Consider the following 20,355-nt stretch of genomic DNA (forward strand, 5'->3'; position numbering starts at 1 on the left):
CCCCCACCCCTGCCGCTTCCGGCGCCCAGGCATGGCCGTGGATCACCTCGTAGGTCGCCGGCAGCAGACCGTCGACCCGAAAATCGTCATAGGTCTCACGGACCCGCTGCCAGCGCCCCTTGCCCGTCAGGCCACGGGCGCGGCCGGCGGTCTGATTGTGCGCGCCCAGCGTCTTCAGATCCTCCACCAGACCGCGCAGGTCGGGATAGGTGAGCGTCAGCCGCTCCACATCCAGCACCGGGTCGCGCAGGCCGGCGCGCAGCAGGGCATCGCCGACGTCGTGCAGGTCGAGAAACCGGTTCACATGGCTGTAACCATCCGCCGCCGCCCAGCTGGCGCGCAGCTCGCCCAAGGTGTCGGGGCCGAAGGAGGTGAACAGCAGCGCCCCGCCCGGCCGCAGGACGCGGCGGAATTCCGCGAAGGCCGCCTCCAGGGCATTGCACCACTGCAGGGTGAGGTTGGACAACAGCAGATCGACGCTGTGATCCGCAAACGGCAGACGTTCGATGTCGCCGCAGACAAAGCGCGGCCGGCGCCACCAGCCGGCGCGGCGGCGCGCCTGCAGCAGCATGGCGGGCGCGATGTCCAGCGCGACGACGCGGGCGCCACCGTACCGTTTTGTCAGCGTGCGCGCGATGTAGCCGGTGCCAGTGCCCAGATCCAGGACCCGCTCGGGCGCGATGCGCAAGACATCCAGCCGCTCCAGCAACCGGTCGCCGACCTCGCGCTGCAGCACGGCAACGCGGTCGTAGTCCGCGGCGGCACGCTCGAAGCTGGCGCGCACACCGCGCTTGTCGATGCGGAATGCCTCGGTATCGCTCATGTAAGGAATCCCTGTACGGCAGTGACGAACTCCGCCGGATGCGATAGGAACGGTGCGTGCCCTGCTGCTGCGAATTCCTGCAGACGCAGCGCCGGATGGCGCGCCACGACGCTGCGCAGCGCCGCGATCGGCACGAGGGTGTCACGCGCACCGCCGAGCCACAATGCCGGTGCGGCGAGTGTCTCCAGCGTCGCGCGCAGATCCGTATCGCGCAGGATCGCCAGCCCGCCGCTCAACGCCACCGCGGCCGGTGGTGGTGCAGCCTGCAGTGTGGCGCGCAACCGCCGCAGCACCGTGCCGTCCGGCGCACCGCGCGCCACCAGGCTCAGGAAGCGCGTCAGCGTGGCGCGCGGGTCGCGGGCCAGGTCCGCGGCAAAACCATCCAGGGTCCCGGCCGGCATCGCGGTCGGCCAGTCGGGGCCGGCGACGAAGCGCGGACTGCTCGCCACCAGCACCAGCCGCGCCACCCGCGCGGGAAAACGGGAGGCGACGCCAAGCGCCAGCAGCCCGCCCAGCGACCAGCCCAACCAGTGCGCCGGCGCCGGCGTGACCGCCGCGAGCCGGTCGCATACCCCGGCAAGGCTGAAGTCCGCGACCGGCGCGCTGCGCCCGTGACCGGGCAGATCGACGAGGTGCACGCGGAACTGTGCCGCCAGCCGCTCCGCGACACCATCCCAGATGCCGGAATGCAGCCCCCAGCCGTGCAGCAGGACCAGATCCGGACCGTTACCGAGGCGTCGGCAATGGAGATCCATGGCGCGCTCAGCGGTCCAACCGGTCGGCGCAGGGATGGCAGGCGACCGCCTCCAGCGCCTCCAGCAGACGGTCGACCTGCGCCTCGTCGTGGGCCGCGCTGAAGGTGATGCGCAACCGTGCCGTACCCGCGGGGACGGTCGGCGGCCGGATGGCCGGCACCAGGATGCCGCGCGCGCGCAGACGCTCGCTGAGTCGTACCGCCGCATCGGCCGCGCCCACCAGCAGCGGTTGGATGGGCGTCTCCGAGGCCATCAGCTGCAGGCCGAGTTGCGCCGCACCGCTGCGGAAGCGCGCGATCAGGGCCTGCAGGCGTTCGCGCCGCCAGGACTCGGCGCGCACGAGCCGCAGGCTGGCACGCGTCGCCTCGGCCAGCGCCGGCGGTGTCGCCGTCGTGTAGACATAGGTGCGCGCCCGCTGGATCAGCGTCTCGATCAGGTCTTCGCTTCCGGCGACGAAGGCGCCGAAGGTACCGAAGGCCTTGCCCAGCGTCCCCATCAGTATCGGCACCGCGTCCGCCTCCAGGCCGCAATGCGCCACGCTGCCACGCCCCTCGGCGCCGAGGACACCCAGGCCGTGGGCGTCGTCGACCAGCAACCAGGCCTGCGCGGCGCGCGCCGCCGCGGCCAGCACCGGTAACGGCGCGAGGTCGCCGTCCATGCTGAACACACCGTCGGTGGCGATCAGGTCCCCGCGGCGGCCGCTCGCGACCAGGCGCCGCCCGAGATCGTCGCCATCGGCGTGCGCATAACGCACCAGGCGCGCGCCGCTGTAGCGCGCGGCGTCCAGCAGCGAGGCGTGGTTGTAGCGGTCCTCGAACAGCCGGTCACCCGGCCCCAGCAGCGCGCCGGCGACACCGAGGTTGGCCATGTACCCGGTCGAGAACAGCAAGGCGCGCGGCCGACCGACGAAATCCGCCAGCTCCTCTTCGAGGGCGTGGTGTGCGGCGCTATGCCCGCTGACCAGGTGCGCCGCACCACTGCCGACACCCCAGGTGTCCGCGCCGGCCTGCAGGGCGCGCACCACGTCCGGGTGATTGGCGAGCCCGAGATAGTCGTTGCTGCAGAAGGCGAGCAGCCGCTCGCCACCGATGCGCAGTTCCGGCCCCGGCGGGCCCTCGCTCACGCGCCGCACGCGATACAGCTGGTGCGCCTTGCGCTGCTCGAGGTCGTGGCGGAGGTCTTTCATGCGGCACTGCTTGAGAGGGAGGATCCTTCGACGCGCAGGCGCGCGCCGAAAACCCCAAGACGCTTCATGACCACGGAATCCATGCAAGATTTCAAGGCGAACAGCGGCCCTGGGAGCGCACGGCATGACACGGGAAAAGACGCATCGTACGAAGCCTGGAGACCGGGCCGCAGCGTAATGACCCGGGATAGACGCAGTGAATTATTTCCGGGTGGTGCCGTGGCTTCCGTGGCCGGCCTTTCCTCAACGCATTTCCGTGGCGACAAAGGCCTTCGCGTTGCAACGTGGCTGCATTCAAATCGGCCGCAGCCCCAGGCGCGCGAACAGCCCCTGATCGTGGTCGTGCCCCGGGTTTTCGGTGGTCAGCAGGCGCTCACCGTAGAAGATCGAATTGGCCCCGGCCAGAAAACACAGCGCCTGCAGCTCGTCGCTCATGTCGGTACGGCCGGCGGACAGGCGCACATAGGAGCGCGGCATGAGCAGGCGCGCCACGGCGATGGTGCGTACGAACTCGAAGGGATCGGGGGGCGCCACGTCCGCGAGCGGGGTGCCCTCCACCCGCACCAGCAGATTGATCGGTACGCTCTCGGGGTGGCGCGGCAGGTTGGCGAGCTGCTGCAACAGGCCGGCACGGTCCTCGCGACCCTCGCCCATGCCCACGATGCCACCGGCACACACATTGATACCCGCGTCACGCACGTGCGCGAGGGTATCGAGCCGATCCTGATAGGTGCGTGTACCGATGATCTCGCCGTAAAACTCCGGCGAGGTGTCGAGGTTGTGATTGTAGTAGTCGAGCCCGGCGGCCTTGAGCCGCTGCGTCTGGGATGCGGTCAGCATGCCGAGTGTCACGCAGGTCTCCAGGCCGAGGGCCTTGACACCGCGGACCATGGCCTCGACCTGCTCGAGATCCCGGTCGCGTGGGCTGCGCCAGGCGGCGCCCATGCAGAAACGGCTGGCACCACGCTCCTGGGCGGCGCGCGCCTCGTCCAGCACATCCGTCAGTGGCAGCAACCGTTCGATGTCCAGCTCGGTCTTGTAGTGCGCGCTCTGCGGACAATAGGCGCAGTCCTCGGGGCAGGCGCCCGTCTTGATCGAGAGCAGCGTGCTGATCTGTACGGCGTTGGGATCGAAATGCGCACGGTGGGTCTGCTGCGCAGCGAACATGAGGTCGGTGAACGGCTGGGCGAACAGCGCCAGGATCTCCACCCGCGACCAGTCATGGCGCAGTACGTTGGGGTCATGCGCGGGGCCCAAAGAAGCGGCGGCCGGATGCATCAAAGAGCCTCCTCGTCCACGTAGGTGTCCTGCCAGGCGTGCGCACGGATGCGGCGCAGATCCCACAGCGACCAGGGGATCAGCACCAGCGCGACCAGCCCGCCCGTGAGGATCCACAGATGCCAGTTGGTGCCGTAGAACGTGCCGACCGGGATGACCACGCCGAACATGCCATAGAAGCGGTAGGCTGCGCGCTGGGTGTAGTGCCCGACATCGGCATTCGGATGGTGTCGCGCCATGGCGTAGATGATCATGGAGGCGCCGAACCACAGGATCGGCGGGACCATCATCAGGACGAACAACAGCACGGTCGCCACACCGGTCGGTTTGGTGATGAGGATGTAGGGCGCGAGCAGGGCGCCCGGAACCATGGCGGCGATATTGCCGTAATTGAACAGGGCGGCGGTGCGGCAGGCGCTGCGCGCACTGATCTGCTGCGGCCCGGACTGCATCGCGACGTGATCGGTCATGTTGAAGGACCTGCTAGACTGTGCGGGGTCGAGGCCAGGGACTATGGCGCGACCCCGTACAGCTGTCAACCGAAAGGGATGTCCATGGTTTACCACTGGTTAAACAGGCTCCAGCAGCGCCTGTGGCCGAGCCCCTGCAGCCTCTGTCTGGCGCCCGATCCGAGCGGTCGCGGGCTGTGCCCGGGCTGCCTCGCCGACCTGCCCCGGCTCGACCCCTGCTGCCCGCATTGTGCCCTGCCGCTGGCGACAGCCGGCCAGGTCTGCGGCCACTGTCAGCGCCGCCCGCCACGCTTCGACGCCGCCGTTGCCCTGTTCCGCTACGCGCCACCGGTCGACGTCCTGATCCAGGGGCTCAAGTTCGGTCAGGCCCTGCACTTCGCCCCGCTGTTCGCCGAACTGCTGGCCGCGCGGCTTGCCGGCCAGCGGCCACCGGACTGCATCCTGCCGGTGCCGCTGCATCCCCGCCGGCAGCGGGAACGCGGCTTCAATCAGGCGGTCGAGATCGCCCGGCCGCTGGCCCGGCGACTCGGCAGTCGCCTGGAGCTCGAAAGCTGCGTGCGCCGCCGCGCGACCGCGCCCCAGACCGGCCTCAGTGCCGCCGCGCGGCGGCGCAACCTGCGTGACGCCTTCGTGTTGGCGCGTCCGCTCGCCGGGCGCTCGGTGGCCATCCTGGACGACGTCATGACCACCGGCGGCACGCTCGATGCGATCGCCGACGTGCTGCGCCGCGGCGGCGTCGAGCACATCGAGGCCTGGGTGTGCGCCCGCACCGTCCCGCACGCCTGAGGGCACCGCGGAGCGCTCGGCCACGCCTCACGCCTCACGCCTCCCGCCTCACGCCTCAGCGCACCACCGCCAGATAGTGCAGAAAGATGCCCGCGAACACCGCGGCACCGAACCAGTTGTTGTTGAGGAAGGCCTGGAAGCAACCGGCCCTGTCGCGGTGCCGGGCGAGATACTGCTGGTACAGCGACAGCCCCGCGGCCACCAGCAGGCCGAGGTAGTAGTAGAGCCCAAGGTCCGCCATCACCCCCACCAGCAGCAGACCGCCCAGGGTCAGCGCCTGCAGCGCGGCAATGATCGGCAGGTCCGAATAACCGAACAGAATGGCCGTGGACTTCACGCCGATGCGCAGATCATCGTCGCGATCGACCATGGCGTAGAAGGTGTCATAGACCGTCGCCCAGAGGATATTCACCGTGAACAGCAGCCAGGCGATCTTGGGCAGCCCACCGGTCTGCGCGGCGAAGGCCATCGGGATGGCCCAGCCGAAGGCCGCGCCCAGCAGCACCTGCGGCAGGTGGGTGTACCGCTTGCTGAAGGGATAGATCGCCGCCAGCAGCAGGCCGCCGAAGGCGAGATAGATCGTGAGCGTGTTCAGCGTCAGCACCAGCGCGAAGGCCAGCACACAGAGCCCCGTGAACAGCAGCAGCGCCTCACGTGGGCGCACCCGTCCCACCGCCAGCGGCCGGTCGCGGGTGCGCTCGACATGCGGGTCGAAGCGCCGGTCGGCGTAGTCGTTGATGACGCAGCCCGCCGAGCGCATCAGCACCACACCGGCCGTGAATACGAGCAGTACATGCAGGTCGGGCCAGCCGCCCGCCGCGATCCACAGGGCCCACAGCGTCGGCCACCACAGCAGCAGAATGCCGATGGGCCGGTGCAGCCGGGTCAGCAGGAAATACTGATGCAGGCGTTCCTTGAGCGTCATGTCGCGGGTCTATCGAGCGCTGCGGCAGTCATGCCTTCATCTTCGATCGGCATGTCAGCGGCTTCAACCTGAAAAATGCATTGGCCACGGAAACACACGGAACACCACGGACAACCTCCTCGTGTGGCCACGAAATCTACAAAATCCGCAAAAAACTCTCTGTGACGTACCCAGCGTTCAACACCGCCATTCCCGTGCAAACGGGGCCTCGTGCCACCGGCCGTCGGGATACCCACCGCAACCAGGGACAGGGCGGTGGTGGCCCCGGAAAATTTTCGTAGGCTGCATGGCTAAAAAGCCTTGGCCCGTGTGGTTCCGTGTGGTTCCGTGGCCAATATAGGTTTTGGGTTCAATCGGACGTCCCCGTGCGTCCCGGCCGACCGCAGTCGGCGATGCCGGGCAGGAAGAATTCGCTGACCAGCAGCGGCTTGCCGTCGAGCCAGAAGACCGAGCGCCGCCCCCAGATCTCTGCCGGCGTATGGCGCAACCCCTGTACCGCGGCGGCGAACAGGCGCTCGCCCGGCAGGACGCGGGTCACCTCGACGGGTCCACGCCGCAGATGTGGATCGGCGAACAACACTGCCCCCAACGGTCGGTTACCGAGCCGGGCGAGGCGCTGCCCGCGGCCGCGCAAGGTGGTCAGCGGCAGGACGGTACGCGCGAACACCCAGGGATGCCCGGCGCACAGCAGATGCACCTCGCGGATCAGGGCGCGACGCGGCGGCCGCAGCCGCAGCGCCCGCCATTCGTCCAGCCGCGGCCGGTCCCAGCCCTGCCGCTCCACCCGCACCTCGAAGCGCCCGGGGCAGGCGCACTGTACCCGCCGGGTCAGCGAACCGGGATCGAACAGCCAGTGGCGCAGGGTGTCGCCGGGCTGCTGACGCGGTAGCTGATCTGGGGCCCGCCAGCGCTGGCGGTTGCGGGGGACGTGAGTCAAACGGCGGCCTTCCCTTCGGGACGCGGCATTATCGCACAAACGGCGCTGCCGGCAGGGCCGCGCTGCGGGGTGTGTCCCGCACTCAGACTTCGCCGTAGCGGCCGGCGTCCCCCAACCAGCGGCGGATCAGCGGCGCGACGCGGTCCGGGTAGGCCTCCAGCAGGCGTTCGGCAGCCCGCTCGACCGCCGGCAGGGCATCCTGGTCACGCACCAGATCGGCGATGCGCAGGCTGAGCAGTCCGGTCTGGCGCGTGCCCAGCACCTCACCGGGGCCACGTAACTCCAGATCGCGGCGGGCGATCTCGAAGCCATCGTTGGTATCGCGCAGCACACCCAGCCGGGCGCGCGCCTGCCCGGAGAGTCGGCCGTGATACATCAGCACGCAGCTGCTCCGGGCACTGCCGCGCCCCACCCGTCCGCGCAGCTGATGCAGCTGCGCCAGCCCCAGGCGCTCGGCATTCTCGATGATCATCAGCGAGGCGTTGGGCACGTCGACACCCACCTCGATCACGGTGGTGGCGACCAGCAGATCCAACGCGCCGGCCTTGAAGGCCGCCATCACCGCCTCTTTATCACGCGGTTTCATGCGGCCATGCACCAGCCCCACGCGCTGTCCCGGCAACGCCGCGGCCAGCTGCGTGGCGGTATCTTCCGCGGCCTGGCATTGCAGCGCCTCGGATTCCTCGATCAGGGTGCACACCCAATAGGCCTGACGCCCGCCGGCACAGGCCTGGCGCACGCGCTCGACGATCTCGGGCCGGCGGCTGTCGGGTACCACCACCGTCTGCACCGGCGCACGTCCCGGCGGCAGCTCATCAATGACCGAGGCATCCAGATCGGCATACAGCGTCATGGCCAGCGTGCGTGGGATGGGCGTCGCCGTCATGGTCAGCTGATGCGGCCGCAGCGTGCCCTGTTTGCCCTTGTCGCGCAGGGCCAGGCGCTGATGCACGCCGAAGCGGTGCTGCTCATCGACGATCACCAGTCCCAGGCGTGCGAAGCGCACGTCGTCCTGAAACAGCGCATGGGTACCGATGGCGACCGGCGCGGTACCCGCCGCCAGCGTGGCGAGCGCGGCGTCACGCGCACGGCCCTTGACCTTGCCCGACAGCCGGGCGACCGCCACGCCCAACGGCGCCAGCCAGGCATGGAAGTTCTGGTAATGCTGTTCGGCCAGCAGCTCCGTCGGCGCCATCACCGCGACCTGCGCACCGGCCTCGACGGCCTGCAGCGCGGCGAGCGCCGCGACCACCGTCTTGCCCGAACCGACATCGCCCTGTACCAGCCGCAGCATGGGGTGGCCGCGCGCGAGATCGGCCGCGATCTCGGCGGTGACGCGCCGCTGCGCCGCCGTCAGCGCGAACGGCAGGGTCGTGAGGAAACGGTCCCGCAGCCCGCCCGCACCGTCGAGCGCCGGCGCGCGTTGTGCCTTGGCCGCGTAGCGCAGCCGCCGCAGGCTGAGGTGATGGGCCAGCAGCTCCTCGAACACCAGGCGTCGCTGCGCCGGATGATGGCCCGACAGCAGGTCCTCGACGCTCGCCCCCGGTGGCGGCCGGTGCACGTAGCGGATGGCCGCGGCCAGCGACGGCAACTTGAACTGCCGCAGCAACTCCGACGGCAGCCAGTCATGCAGGCCGGCGTCGCCGCTGTGGGCAAGATATTCGAGCGCCTGCTCGGTCAGACCCCTGAGCGTCAGCTGATGCAGGCCCTCGGTGGTCGGATAGACCGGTGTGAGGTGATCCTCGGTCTGTTCCTCGACGGCGGCGTCGACGCGCCGGTATTCGGGGTGGATCATCTCCAGCGTCACCGCCCCGCTGCGCACCTCGCCGAAACAGCGCAGCCGCGTGCCGCGGGCGAAACCGGCCTGCTGATTGGCGTTGAAGTGGAAGAAGCGCAGGGTGAGGCTGCCGGTGCCGTCGGAGAGTCGCACCAGCAGCATGCGCCGGCGGCCGAACTTGACCTCGGCCAGGTCCACCGCACCCTCGATGGCCGCCTCGTCGCCTGGTCGCAGCGCACCGATGGGCAGCACACGGGTACGGTCCTGATAGCGCGCCGGCAGGTGGAACAGCAGATCCTGCAGCGTCTCGATGCCGAGGTTCGTCAGCCGCTGCGCCGCACGCGGACCGACGCCACGCAGCGACGTGACGGGGAGCTCGTCCAATGGCCGCGCCTCCTTGCGGCTGTCTAGCGTCGTTCCTGGTGTCATGGCCAGCCGATTTTAGCCACGAAGTCCACGGAAAGACACGGAAAACGGGGCATGACACCCCGCCGGACCCATGTCCGCCGTAGCGCGGCAGGTATGCATCGTGACCCTCGCGGCATGGCCCGTGTCTCTCCGTGGACGCCGGGTGGATGCTGGCCGGGTGCTGGGCGGAGGGCTCAGCCGCTCAGCACCAGCACGGCGTCCATCTCCACCGCCGCGCCCTTGGGCAGCGCGGCCACGCCCACCGCCGCACGCGCGGGGTAGGGCTGCTGGAAATACTCCGCCATGACCTGGTTGACCAGAGGGAAGTGACCCAGGTCGGTCAGGAAGATGTTGAGCTTGGCGATCTCGGCGAGCGATCCGCCGGCCGCTGCGCACACGGCGGACAGATTGTCGAAGACGCGCCGGATCTGCGCCTCCATGTCGCCCGCGACCAGTTCCATGGTCTCGGGGACCAGTGGTATCTGGCCGGACAGATACACTGTGTTGCCGGTCTTGACCGCCTGCGAATAGGTCCCGATCGCCTGTGGCGCCTTGGAGGTGGCAATGATCTCGCGCCCCACGGCCTTCTCCTGCCGATGAATGGAGGAAAAATTCTACCGTAAAGACACGGCCGGTGCGCCCGCCGGCGGAAACGGGTCAAGCCCGGATGGCATACAGTGAAGCCGGTGTTCCGGCACTATGGCCACGGAATCCATGGAACAACGCGGAAAAATGCTCATGTAAAACCCCGGAAACCGGGCACTGGAGAGGTGCTCCTGGATTCAACCATTGGATTGTTCCGTGTTGTTCCGTGGAGCCCGTGCCCAAGAATGCCTCGACCAGGTACCGCCCGGGTCGGGCACGCCCGCCGGCCGGCCACCGAAGAACAGCCGGCCGGCGAGCCACAGCCCCAGCAACAACGCCAGCATCAGCTGGCTGCGGCCGAGCAGGACCTGCTGATCGACCAGATAATTGGTGCACACCCGGGTGGGTGCGACGCTGTACAGCCAGCCGAGCACGACCAGCATGCTCAACAGCTTGCTCCACAGGAAGCCACGGGCGATCACGGACAACCGGCGCCAGCTCAGGGCCAGGGGCGCCCCCACGAGCAGCGGCAGGCTGATGAATTTGGCCAGCTCCAGATAGCCGTGGTTGAGCGCGCCGTCGAGCGCGCGTGGCAGCATCCAATAGGCAGACGCGAACAGGGCCAGCAGCATGAACGGCAGACCACCGGCGTTGCAGCCGTCGAGCCGCCGCCGCAGTGTCGCCGGCAGCCGCCCTGCCATATAGGCACCCAGCGCCGCCAGCAGCGGGAGCTGCACCAGCATGTGCGTCGTCATCGCCGTCTCCAGCAGCGCGCGCAGCGGCGGCGTGGCCAGCAGCGCATACGCGGCCAGCGGCACGGCCGCGCGCGGATCCACGTGCCGTACCGTCACAGCCGGGCCCTCACCTGTGCGGCGAACGCCAGCGGCCGGTCGTAGTCGTCGATGCGCACCAGGCGGCCGTCGCGATCGACCAGGTGCAGCGCCGCATTGTGTTCGAAACCGCCGAAGCCATCCGGGATGACCACGATGCCGAAGGTCTGCAGCAGCAGCGCCAGTTCGGCCTCGTCCGCGACGCGCGCGACCCGCCAGGCCGTGCCGTCGGCAGCGTAACGCCGGGCGTAGTCGGCCAGCCGCTGCGGCCGGTCGCGCCGCGGATCGAAGCTGATGCTGAGCAGCACCACGTCGTAGCCGAGACGCTCCGCCGGCAGCGCGTCGCGCAGCCGCTGGAATGCCTGACCGAGGGCCACGCACACCGTCGGGCAGTTCACGTAAATGAACTCCACCGCCACCAGCCGGCCGTGCAGATCCTGCAACGTGAAGTGCCGGCCGTCCTGGTCCTGCAGCAGCACGGCCGGGACCGCGGGCGGGTCGGTGCGCACGGCGTAGCGCCGGGCGCTCTCGGCAGTAAAGGCATTGAAGCCATCCGTGCCCCACCACAAGACGCCGATCCCGATGAGGGTCACTAGCACCGCCGTGGCGAGACTGCGTCGCCGGGGCGTCACGCCACGGCGCTCCGCACCAGCGTCGCCCGTGGATAATCACGTGCGGACTGGCCCAGGCGGGTGAGGAAGCGGGTCACGAACCACAGCGTGCAGGCGATCACCAGCACCACGAAGGCCGACGCCACGCGATCATACGGGATCCATGCCGGCAGGTGGACGGCGAAGCGGCGCGGCACGCTCTCCATGCCCGAATACAGGAAGCTCAGGGTGAATCCGAGGGTGCCGATCGCGAATCCCCAGAAGGCCGCGCGGTCGATGGCGTTACCCTGGGCCTGTTGATTGGGCTTGCCCAGGTAGTACATGAAGCCGAATACCATCGATACCATGCCGAGCAGCAGATAGGTGTGAAAGTGACCCGGCACCCACAGCGTGTTGTGCATCACGTAATTGACGGAGATCGTGCCATCGATGAATGCCGGCATGGCACCGGCCGCCCAGCCGAACAGTGACAGGAACAGCAGTCGCGAGGCCATATCCCAGCGGATGCCCGAACGGTACACGATCATCAGGGCGCCATACGCCGTGACCACCAGGACCGGGAAGGTATTCAGATAGCCGATCACCTGGCCCATGATCAAAAACCATTTCGGGAAGGCGAAGTCCATCAGCAGGTGATGCGGGAAGATGAACAGGACGAAGATCGTCGAGGCCGTCCACGAGGCGATGAACGCCTTGTTCGACTTCCACGGACGCCGCGTATAGCGCGGCAGAATCTCATAGACCGCGATCACCGCCATGTAGATGACTGCATTGATGATGATATGGCCGAACATGTAGATCATGCCCTTGGCCAGCAGGGGATCGATGGTGAAGGCCGGGTGGTAGAGATTGATCAGCATCATGGTGATGATACTGGCGCCGATCACCAGGCCGATGACATTGACGATGGTGACCATGGTGCTGGCAACCACGGCCGCCGGCGGCGCATGACCGTCGTCGGGGCCGAACAGCTGCGGCCAGCCGAGCGCCCGGGCGAGACTGCCATACCGGCCGATGATGGCGCGGGCGATGTCCAGATGCAGCAGCAGAAAGCCGGCACCGATCAGCAGCAGGCCACCCAGGAACAGGGCTGCCGCGCCCTCATCCCACATCCCCATCGATTGCGACGGCAGCGGGTAGAGGAAGGTCCAGGCACCGTGGAAGCTGCCGCTGAACACGCTGACCAGCAACATGACGACACCGACCAGAAATATCCCCAGGTTGACGACGAAGATGCGCTCGGAAAGGTCGACGTACTGGCTCAGGAAATGCCACATGATCGCCAGCCCGGCGATGGAGACGATCCCGACCATGCCGGCGCCGTGCAGTGTCAGGAGCTCATAGAATGAAACCGGCCCCATGGAAATGATCTGTGCCTGTTCCAGGCGCATGAGCAGTCCGAAGACCATCATCAGCAGCAGGATGACGGCCGCGGTGACCAGATAGGCCAGCACGCTGGTCCTGGCCCCATGATCGGGCATCGGGGTATAGGTGTAATCAGCCATGTCGAGTTTCTCCGCTCCGGTTTATAGATCGCTGACTTGAAATTCGGCCACCATGCTGTGGTGCGCCACGCCGCAGTATTCCAGGCACAGGACTTTGTACGTGCCTTCCTTGTCGAAGGTATGTCGGATGACGTTGGTATAACCGGGCATCGCCTGGGTCTGGGCGACCAGATGCATCTCGGTGTCGTAGATGCCAAAGCCGTGATTGACGTCCGCGCTGGTCACGCGAAACTCGACCGGCTGGCCCTTGGCAACCCGGTCGTGGCTCAGTTCCCAACGCCACTGATACCCCGTTGCGGCGACGACCTGTGGCGGCCCGGCGTTATTCATGTCCCGGCTGACGGCGTCGTAGGGCAAGTCCCTCAGCGTGTAGATCATGGCCGACCCGAACACCAGCACCAGCACCCAGAACAGCTTGGTACGCAGGCGATAGGCGTGCTTGGCGAGCGGCGCATAATTTTCCTCACGCCTGCCGGAGTTGAGGGCGACGAAGATGAAACCGGACGCCACGCACGCCATCAGCGCCAGTGATGTCAGCCATACAGCATAGTGTTGCGACATGGAGTCTCCTTGGTTCAACTCGTGTAGCGCGCAGTGGCGGACACACGGGCGATTGATTTCATGGATTCCTGTTTCAGCAGGAATGATGCATAAATAAATATCCAGAATTACTTCGGTGTTGCTGCCCAACGTATCCCGTGAGGCATGCCGACCGGGGTGCGGTCACGGCCCAACACCCGGGACCATTGGCGCCCCACCACGGCGATGACCTGGGCGACCCACTGGCGATGCATGGCGGCGTTGGCATAGACCAGCTCAATCGGCGAATACCACATCGCCGCTGCAGCCAAAAGCAGCCCCCCGAACGACGCGGTGTGGATGCGATAGACACGGCGAAGTCAGTGCGTAGTGCGCAGGCTCAGGGTGACGCTGTCGGCGCGAGCCGGTCCGCACCAGCCGGGATGGTGTTCCCACAACACGGCCACGACGTGCGTGTGCAGCGGATCGTCTTCGCGGCCCGTCGGCGTAGCCGGCGTGTCGGCCACAGGCGTGTGATTCAACATGCGGGCGAAGCTCGCGGTGATCGGGTCCACGCCGGCTGGCGTGGTGGCCGATACGGACAGGGGCAACGCCAGAGCGGTGCCGAGGCAGAGGGAAATGAACGGTGTGCGCATGACAGACTCTCCTGGTGTCGGGTGCGGCGGGCGAACCGCCGGGCCGCTGTTGCAGGCACTGGGAGCCAGAACCATGCCAGCACAACAAGACACTGTCTTTACACGATAAACACGAAGATATATTCTTTATGCATGTTTACAGACGTCCACAGTCGACAGTACCTGGACGTCCACTCTGAACGACAGGAGCAATTTCCTTGTGTTCACGCTGACGACCCTGAGCCCATTTCTGGACAGCCTTGAGGAAGGCGTCGTATTCCTCGATCACGACCGGCGCGTAGCGGCCATTAACGAGGCCGCCACCGTGTTGCTGGGGCGCGACCAGCCCGCCGTACTGGACCAGCTCTGTCCGAGCATCTTTGCCGAGACTGCCTGCGCCCGGACCTGCGAGGCACGTGATCAGTGCACGCTGAGCCACTCCGATGGCGCGGCGCGGCAGATCCAGGACGTCAGGCTGAACCGGTCCAATGGCCCGGCGGTGCATCTGCGTATGTGGTCGCTGCTGCTGCCGCCCAATGAGGCGAATTTGTATTGCGCCATCATCCTGCGCGACCGCTCGCGCGAGGTGGAACTCGAGGGCGAGGTGCGCGAGCGCCTGCGCCTGGGCGGGATCGTCGGTCATAGCCAGGTGATGCAGGCACTGTACGAAAAGATCCTGCGCGCGGCGTCCAGCGACGCCTCCGTGTCGATCATGGGCGAAAGTGGCACCGGCAAGGAGTTGGTCGCGCGCGCCCTGCATGATAATTCCGACCGCAGCAACCGCCCCTACATCACCGTGCACTGTGCGGCACTGCCGGAGAACCTGCTGGAGTCGGAGCTGTTCGGGCATGCCCGCGGTGCCTTCACTGGTGCGGCAATGGCGCGCGCCGGGCGCTTCGAGGCGGCGCATGGCGGCACGCTGCTGCTTGACGAGATCGGCGAGATCCCCCTCAGCACCCAGGTCAAGCTGCTGCGGGTGCTGCAGGAGCGCGAGATCGTGCGCCTGGGCGAAAACCATGCGCGCCCGGTGGATGTGCGCGTGATCACCGCCACCCACCGCGATTTGACCGCCATGGTGCGGCGCGGAGCGTTCCGCGAAGATCTCTATTACCGCTTGTGTGTGCTGCCGCTGGAGGTGCCGGCGCTGCGCGAACGGCGTGAAGACATCGTCATGCTGGCCACCAAACTGCTCACCGACGTGGCGTTGCGCTACAAGCGCAAGCCGCCGCAACTGGCCCATGAGACGGTGCTATTGCTGGAACGTGGTGAGTGGCCGGGTAACGTACGTCAGCTGGCGAACGTCATCGAGTACGCCATGGTGCACTGCGACGGTGATGTGCTCTTGCCACAGCATCTGCCGACGGACATCTATAACCGCCGGCTTGAACCCGAGACAACCAGCGAGGTGGCTACCGTGCCGCTGACCCGCTATTACCGCCCGGCTGCAGATAGGCAGTATGAGCAGTCGCTGATCCGGCAGACGTTGCGCGAGGCCGGTGGAAACAAGGCCGAGGCTGCGCGCCGGTTGGGCATGTCACGGACCACACTGTGGAAAAGATTGAAGAACCAGACCCCGGCACCGCCCTGAGACACAGAGACGTCCCCCGCTACGGCGCGGAGAATGGCCGGCGCCCTCAGCTCCTGGTACGGCTGATGCGCAGCACCAGGGGGATGTGCCGGATCGCGCGTATCACCCGCGCCAGATGCAGGCGGTCGCGCACGGTGATGGTAAACGTCATGGAGGTATTCAGGCCATCGCGGTCCTCCATCGTGACGTTCTCGATGTTCGAACCCATATCGGCGATGGCCGCCGCGATCGTGGCGAGCACACCGCGCTGATTGGCGACCTCCGCCCGCAGCTCGGCACTGAATTCGCCGCTGACATCGCGCTCCCATTCGACATCCACCCATTTTTCCGGGCGGTTACGGTAGTCGGCGATGTTCTTGCAGTTCTCGTTGTGGATGACGATACCGCGGCCGGCGCTGACGAAGCCGACGATGCGGTCACCCGGGATCGGGTGGCAGCACTTGGCGAAGTTCACGACCATGCCTTCGGTGCCGCGGATCGCCAGCGGCGCACTGCCGGTGATCGCGGCCGCGACCTCCTCGTCGCCCAGCAGGCGCCGCGCCACCAGGGCCGGCATGCGGTTGCCGAGACCGATATCTTCGAGTAACGCGTCCACCGACTTTACGCCGCAGAGTTCCACGAAGCCGGCAAGCCGTTCCGCATCGATGTCCGCCAGGCTGGTGCCGAGGCCGGTCAACGCCCGGTCGAGCAGCCGTCTGCCCAGGCTGGTGGCCTCTTCGCGGCGCAGATTCTTCAGATAATGGCGGATGTTGGAACGCGCCTTGCCGGTCACTGCGAAGTTCAGCCAGCTCGGATTGGGGTGCGCGCCGGGTGCGGTGATGATTTCGACGTTCTGGCCGTTGTGCAGCGGCGTGCGCAGCGGCGCGAGCCGGCGGTCGATCTTGGCGGCGATGCAGGTGTTGCCGATGTCGGTGTGCACCGCATAGGCGAAGTCCACTGCCGTCGCACCGCGTGGCAGCTCCATGATCTCGCCACGGGGCGTGAACACGTAGACCTCGTCGGGGAACAGGTCGATCTTGACGTTCTCCAGGAATTCCAGCGAGTCACCGGCGTTCTTCTGCATCTCCAGCAGTTCGCGCAGCCATTCACGTGCGCGTGTATGGGCGTTGTCGGCGCCGCCGTCGCCGCTCTTGTAGAGCCAGTGCGCGGCGATGCCGGCCTCGGCGACCCCATCCATCTCTTCGGTACGGATCTGCACCTCGATCGGCACGCCATACGGTCCGAACAGCACGGTGTGCAGCGACTGGTAGCCGTTGGCCTTGGGGATGGCGATGTAGTCCTTGAAGCGTCCCGGTACCGGCTTGTAGAGGTTGTGCACCACGCCCAGTGCGCGGTAACAGGTGTCGACCTGGTCGACGATGACGCGGAAGGCGAAGACGTCGAATACCTCGTCGAACGACAGGCGCTTGCTGCGCATCTTCTGGTAGAGGCTGTAGAGGTGCTTCTCGCGGCTGACCACGCGGGCGGCGACGCCGTCGTGCTCGAGCCGGTGACGGATGGCCGTTTCGATCCTGCTCAGGATCTCCTTGCGGTTGCCGCGCGCCTGCTTCACAGCCGCGGCCAGCAGTCGCGCACGCAGCGGGTAGTACGCCTGAAAGCCGAGATCCTCCAGCTCCAGACGCATGCTGTTCATGCCCAGCCGGTTGGCGATCGGCGCGTAGATCTCCAGGGTCTCGCGGGCGATGCGGCGGCGCTTGTCCGGCGGCATCGCGGCCAGGGTGCGCATGTTGTGCAGCCGGTCGGCAAGTTTGATGAGGATGACGCGGATGTCGCGCACCATCGCCAGCAGCATCTTGCGGAAGTTCTCGGCCTGCGCCTCGGCCTGGGTCTCGAACTTGATCTGGGTGAGCTTGCTCACGCCGTCGACCAGCTCGGCCACCTCCTCGCCGAAGGCCTTGGCGACCTCCTCTTTGCCGGTGCCGGTGTCCTCGATGACATCATGCAGGATGGCGGCGATGATGCTCTTGTGATCCATGCGCATGTCGGCGAGGATCTGCGCCACCCACAGTGGATGAAAGATGTAGGGCTCGCCGGACAGGCGGTGCTGGCCCTCGTGGGCCTCCGCAGCAAAGAGGTAGGCGCGGTAAACCTCCCGCACCTGGTCCGCGTTGAGGTAGCGCTCCAGACGGCGGCACAGATCGCTGATCAGTACCCGGCGTTCGCCGCTGTCGTAAGAGATCTGTTCGGGGGTGACCGCCATGGTGCTCCGCATTCACTCCGCCCGTCCACGGGTTCCCCCACGGCCAGGGCGGACCGCTGGTATGTCACCGGGATCATAGGCCAAAGGAGCGGCCGACGTCACCCGCGGATATACCGGGCCTGATCAGTGCGATCGGTGCCCGGCAGGCCGTACGGGGCGGGATCAGACGTCGTCGACGCTGGCGGCGGGGGGCGGGATCTCCGCCTCGCTGTCGGGGACGATCAGGTCGGCATCCGCAGCATCGGCGAACAACGCGGCGGCGCGTGCCACGGCATCCGGCGCCTCTTCCGCCGGTTCGTCCACGGCGTCGAGGATGGCAGGACCGATCAGGCCGTCGGCGATCTCGCGCAGCGCCACCACCGTGGGCTTGTCGTTCTCCCACTCCAACGTGGTGGGCGCGCCGTTCGCCAGCTGGCGGGCGCGCTTGGCGGCCACCAGTACCAGCTCGAAACGGTTGGCCACGTTGTCCAGACAGTCTTCAACGGTGATGCGCGCCATGATTCTGACCTTTGATATGCAGGTAAAGCGGGACGGGGAGTCTACCCAATTCAGGCGGTTGATGCCAGCAGCGCGGCCAGCAGGTCCGCGTGCCGGCCGGTCTGCTGCGGTGTGTGCAGGCGCTGCGCCCGCACGATGGCGATGAGCTCTTCGAGGGCGGTCGGAAAGGTATCGTTGATGATGAGGTAATCGTATTCGCTATAGTGACCGCTCTCGCTGATGGCGGCGGCCATGCGGCGGGCGATGATCTCGTCGCTGTCCTGGCCACGGGCGCGCAGACGCGACTCCAGGGCGGTGAGCGACGGCGGCAGGATGAAGATACTGGTCACCCCCGGCCAGGCGTGGCGCACCTGCCGGGCGCCCTGCCAGTCGATGTCGAGGAACACGTCCTGGCCGGCCACCAGCTGCGCCTCGACCGACGCCCGTGCCGTGCCATAAAAATTGTCGAAGACTCGGGCGTGTTCGAGGAATTCGCCGGCCGCGATCATCGCCTCGAAGGCGGGGACCGCGACGAAGTGATAATCCCGGCCATCCTGCTCCCCCGGCCGCATGGCCCGGGTGGTGTGCGAGACGGAGAAGGCGGTATCGCCCAGGCGTTCCATCATGGCGCGCACCAGGCTGGTCTTGCCGGTCCCGGACGGGGCCGAGACGATGAAGAGATTGCCTTGCATAGCGTCAATGATCCTTGTGACCCGAAAACCGTATTTGCCACGGAATCACACAGAAGGCACTGAAGCACAGGATATTCCTGCAGCGGTTGTTCACTGCCACCGGGTGGCGACAGCGCCCGCGCAAGGCGTGGGCCCTTATCCGTGTGTTTCCGTGTGATTCCGTGGCCGAAATAATTTTCAGCCTATTCGACGTTCTGTATCTGTTCGCGCATCTGCTCGATCAGCACCTTCAGCTCCACCGCCACCCGGGTGGTCTCGCTGTCCGCGGACTTGGAGCCCAGGGTGTTGGCCTCGCGGTTGAGCTCCTGCATCAGGAAGTCCAACCGCCGCCCGACCGGTTCGGCGAGCGTCAGGACGCGGCGCATCTCGGCGATGTGGCCGGTCAGGCGGTCGAGCTCCTCGTCGACATCCATTTTCTGGGCGAGATAGGCGAGCTCCTGTTCCAGGCGGTCGGGATCGGGGCTCGCCACCAGCTCCGCCACCCGCGTGCGCAGCTTGTCGCGGACGCGCTCGAGAGCCTCCGGGAGGCGCGCGCGCGCCGCGGCGACCAACGGCTCCAGCGCGTCCAGGCGGGTCCCGAGCAGGCCGAGGATCTGCCCACCTTCGCGCTCACGGGTGGCCACCAGCTCGGCGAGCGCGACGTCGAACAGGTCCAGCGCGGCATCGGCGAGCGGTGCCAGGTCACGGGTCTCTTCCTGGATCACCCCCGGCCAGCGCAGGACGTCCAGCGGCGAGGGTGCCGGCGCCGGCTGTGGCAGGCGTGTGTGGATCCGCCCACTCGCCGCCAGCACCTGGGCCAGGACCCGCTCGTCGAGCTGCAGCTCGGCGGCGTGGCGTACGGCCGGCTTGAAGCGCAGGTTGCAGTCCAGCTTGCCGCGCCCGAGCCGCCGTCCGGCGCGTTCGCGCACCGCCGCCTCCAGACCGCGCAGTTCGTCGGGCAGCCGCAGGCTCACCTCGAGATAGCGGTGATTGACCGCCCGCAGCTCCCAGGCGAGGGCACCCCAGTCACCCTCGCGCTCCTGCTGTGCGAAGGCCGTCATGCTTCGGATCATGCGGGACCTATAAGGTTGGAAATCGCTTTTGCCACGGAATCACACGGAAACAGCACAGACCGGATCATACGCCCCCCACAACCACTCCGCGCACCCGTCAGGTGTCGCGGCGGGGCTTCCTGACGCTGTTTCATTTCAACACCTTCCGTGTGTTTCCGTGGCTGCAATGAGTTTTCGGGACAAGTACATGGATCTACACGCCGACGACTCAAGTACCGGCGGCGCACGGCCGATGGGAGCGCCTAATGGTACGGCTTCCCGCGAGCCAGCGAAACCGCCCCGGCGCGACACCTGACGGGTGCGCGGAGTGGTTGTG

At 67.2% G+C, this 20,355-nt stretch carries 20 protein-coding genes; 2 read left to right on the plus strand and 18 right to left on the minus strand.

Annotation, left to right across the window (positions count from 1 at the left end; translation table 11 throughout):
* The 5 genes from bioC to K8I04_13785 all read right to left on the minus strand — a co-directional run.
* Window positions 1-823, minus strand: an 823-nt coding sequence (gene bioC, locus K8I04_13765) for a malonyl-ACP O-methyltransferase BioC (protein MBZ0072779.1), incomplete at its 3' end; no start/stop codon positions are given.
* The gene (bioH, locus tag K8I04_13770) at window positions 820-1,578 is read right to left on the minus strand and encodes a pimeloyl-ACP methyl ester esterase BioH (GenBank protein MBZ0072780.1); all 759 of its coding nucleotides are present in this window, start codon (window positions 1,576-1,578) and stop codon (window positions 820-822) included. The genes bioH and bioC, both read right to left, overlap by 4 nt.
* A gap of 7 nt (window positions 1,579-1,585) precedes the next feature.
* Window positions 1,586-2,764, minus strand: a complete 1,179-nt coding sequence (gene bioF, locus K8I04_13775) for an 8-amino-7-oxononanoate synthase (protein ID MBZ0072781.1) — start codon at window positions 2,762-2,764, stop codon at window positions 1,586-1,588.
* A 294-nt stretch (window positions 2,765-3,058) separates the two neighbouring features.
* Window positions 3,059-4,042 (minus strand): biotin synthase BioB, encoded by a 984-nt coding sequence (gene bioB / locus K8I04_13780; GenBank protein MBZ0072782.1) that lies wholly within the window; start codon window positions 4,040-4,042, stop codon window positions 3,059-3,061.
* A complete protein-coding gene (locus tag K8I04_13785) occupies window positions 4,042-4,494 on the minus strand; it encodes a hypothetical protein (protein ID MBZ0072783.1) in 453 nt (150 codons plus the stop codon). The genes bioB and K8I04_13785 overlap by 1 nt, the downstream gene beginning before the upstream one ends.
* Window positions 4,495-4,596: 102 nt before the next feature.
* On the opposite strand from K8I04_13785, the gene K8I04_13790 reads away from it, so the two are divergent.
* A complete protein-coding gene (locus K8I04_13790; GenBank protein ID MBZ0072784.1) occupies window positions 4,597-5,298 on the plus strand; it encodes a ComF family protein in 702 nt (233 codons plus the stop codon).
* Between the two features lie 55 nt (window positions 5,299-5,353).
* Here the strand turns inward: K8I04_13790 and ubiA are convergent, their stop codons facing one another.
* The 9 genes from ubiA to K8I04_13835 form a co-directional block, all read right to left on the minus strand.
* A complete protein-coding gene (gene ubiA, locus K8I04_13795) occupies window positions 5,354-6,223 on the minus strand; it encodes a 4-hydroxybenzoate octaprenyltransferase (protein MBZ0072785.1) in 870 nt (289 codons plus the stop codon).
* Window positions 6,224-6,572: 349 nt separating this feature from the next.
* On the minus strand, window positions 6,573-7,160 hold the full coding sequence (locus K8I04_13800; GenBank protein ID MBZ0072786.1) for a chorismate lyase: 588 nt from the start codon (window positions 7,158-7,160) through the stop codon (window positions 6,573-6,575).
* 82 nt (window positions 7,161-7,242) lie between these two features.
* Window positions 7,243-9,366, minus strand: coding sequence for an ATP-dependent DNA helicase RecG (recG, locus tag K8I04_13805; protein MBZ0072787.1), 2,124 nt, complete (start codon window positions 9,364-9,366; stop codon window positions 7,243-7,245).
* 173 nt (window positions 9,367-9,539) lie between these two features.
* Window positions 9,540-9,926 (minus strand): RidA family protein, encoded by a 387-nt coding sequence (locus K8I04_13810; GenBank protein MBZ0072788.1) that lies wholly within the window; start codon window positions 9,924-9,926, stop codon window positions 9,540-9,542.
* 201 nt (window positions 9,927-10,127) lie between these two features.
* A complete protein-coding gene (locus tag K8I04_13815; protein MBZ0072789.1) occupies window positions 10,128-10,781 on the minus strand; it encodes a hypothetical protein in 654 nt (217 codons plus the stop codon).
* A complete protein-coding gene (locus K8I04_13820; GenBank protein MBZ0072790.1) occupies window positions 10,778-11,392 on the minus strand; it encodes an SCO family protein in 615 nt (204 codons plus the stop codon). The genes K8I04_13815 and K8I04_13820 overlap by 4 nt, the downstream gene beginning before the upstream one ends.
* Window positions 11,389-12,876 carry a cbb3-type cytochrome c oxidase subunit I gene (locus K8I04_13825; GenBank protein MBZ0072791.1) on the minus strand — a complete coding sequence of 496 codons (1,488 nt, stop codon included), beginning with the start codon at window positions 12,874-12,876 and terminating at the stop codon, window positions 11,389-11,391. The genes K8I04_13820 and K8I04_13825 overlap by 4 nt, the downstream gene beginning before the upstream one ends.
* A 21-nt stretch (window positions 12,877-12,897) precedes the next feature.
* Window positions 12,898-13,437 carry a cytochrome C oxidase subunit II gene (locus tag K8I04_13830; protein ID MBZ0072792.1) on the minus strand — a complete coding sequence of 180 codons (540 nt, stop codon included), beginning with the start codon at window positions 13,435-13,437 and terminating at the stop codon, window positions 12,898-12,900.
* Between the two features lie 338 nt (window positions 13,438-13,775).
* Entirely contained in the window at window positions 13,776-14,051 is a 276-nt protein-coding gene (locus tag K8I04_13835; GenBank protein ID MBZ0072793.1) for a hypothetical protein, read from the minus strand.
* A 199-nt stretch (window positions 14,052-14,250) separates the two neighbouring features.
* On the opposite strand from K8I04_13835, the gene K8I04_13840 reads away from it, so the two are divergent.
* Window positions 14,251-15,618 carry a sigma 54-interacting transcriptional regulator gene (locus K8I04_13840; protein MBZ0072794.1) on the plus strand — a complete coding sequence of 456 codons (1,368 nt, stop codon included), beginning with the start codon at window positions 14,251-14,253 and terminating at the stop codon, window positions 15,616-15,618.
* A 46-nt stretch (window positions 15,619-15,664) separates the two neighbouring features.
* Here the strand turns inward: K8I04_13840 and spoT are convergent, their stop codons facing one another.
* From spoT to K8I04_13860, 4 genes are all read right to left on the minus strand, one after another.
* Window positions 15,665-17,830: a bifunctional GTP diphosphokinase/guanosine-3',5'-bis pyrophosphate 3'-pyrophosphohydrolase gene (spoT, locus tag K8I04_13845; GenBank protein MBZ0072795.1), complete on the minus strand. Its 2,166-nt coding sequence runs from the start codon at window positions 17,828-17,830 to the stop codon at window positions 15,665-15,667.
* Between the two features lie 150 nt (window positions 17,831-17,980).
* Entirely contained in the window at window positions 17,981-18,316 is a 336-nt protein-coding gene (gene rpoZ / locus K8I04_13850; GenBank protein MBZ0072796.1) for a DNA-directed RNA polymerase subunit omega, read from the minus strand.
* Between the two features lie 50 nt (window positions 18,317-18,366).
* Window positions 18,367-18,987: a guanylate kinase gene (gmk, locus tag K8I04_13855; GenBank protein ID MBZ0072797.1), complete on the minus strand. Its 621-nt coding sequence runs from the start codon at window positions 18,985-18,987 to the stop codon at window positions 18,367-18,369.
* A gap of 182 nt (window positions 18,988-19,169) precedes the next feature.
* Window positions 19,170-20,039 carry a YicC family protein gene (locus K8I04_13860; GenBank protein MBZ0072798.1) on the minus strand — a complete coding sequence of 290 codons (870 nt, stop codon included), beginning with the start codon at window positions 20,037-20,039 and terminating at the stop codon, window positions 19,170-19,172.
* Window positions 20,040-20,355 lie beyond the last annotated feature (316 nt).

It is taken from the genome of Gammaproteobacteria bacterium (assembly GCA_019911805.1).
Classification (GTDB): Bacteria; Pseudomonadota; Gammaproteobacteria; order Thiohalobacterales; family Thiohalobacteraceae; genus JAHJQQ01.